Genomic DNA, 783 nt, shown 5'->3' on the forward strand with positions numbered 1-783 from the left:
ATATCGATGTGTATCACTATCCTGATGGCAGAAAAGAGCTGCGCCTGAACGGTACGCTACTTCCCTACTCTACCTACGACCGACTGTCAGAAATCGACCAGGGCGCGATTGTCGATAACAAGCGTCTTGGCCGAACCCTGGAGTTTATCAGTCTGGTGCAGAGCAAGCGGGATAACCCGCGCTCTCAGTCAATTCCCGCTGGAGATGGCCCTTCCCGACGACGGCCAAAGCAGGAAGGGAAGAAATCCCAGCGCTCACTGGATAATGATGACATGCTCGAAGCACTCAAACAGCTTCAGTCACGTTCAGAGGACATTTTTGGTAAAAGAGCCCGCTGATGGTACTCACTGGCCGGACAGTGGTTGCTCACCAGTTGATATTGTCCGGCCAGACCCATGATGTATTATTCATTTCGTTCAGCATCTTTATGTCCTGCTTTTCACGGGCATACTTACCCCATAATGAATGAAAAGAACGAACAATACTGATTAACTGCTTTTTTCTTTGCTCCGGAGATAGGCTGATAAAATAGCAGCACCTGCTGTCAATATTATCCTCAATGAAATTAAAATCAGAGTCTGATGCATATTTTACTGTTAGCATAATATCATTCGACGTTGTTCTCTCAGACTCTGTTAATGCTGATTCTATCAGGTATTCAAAGGCATACATGACAGACAGCTGGTTTTTGTCTGTCTGAATATAACCCATTGAGTTTCTGAGTATTGAGGACTGAACCAGGACCAGAGGCCATAAAATCTCAACACCATAAAGCTTATATGT

General features: G+C 45.2%; 1 protein-coding gene and 1 pseudogene. One reads left to right on the forward strand and one right to left on the reverse strand.

Annotated features, from left to right (window positions below):
* Window positions 1-338 (forward strand): annotated as a pseudogene (locus tag LH47_RS14765) (ISNCY family transposase); the annotation flags it as partial.
* Between the two features lie 28 nt (window positions 339-366).
* Here the strand turns inward: LH47_RS14765 and LH47_RS14770 are convergent.
* Window positions 367-783: DUF6904 family protein (locus LH47_RS14770; RefSeq protein WP_200890880.1), on the reverse strand; the 417-nt coding region annotated here is incomplete at its 5' end.

The sequence above is a fragment of the Anoxybacillus thermarum genome, from assembly GCF_000836725.1.
GTDB lineage: Bacteria > Bacillota > Bacilli > Bacillales > Anoxybacillaceae > Anoxybacillus > Anoxybacillus thermarum.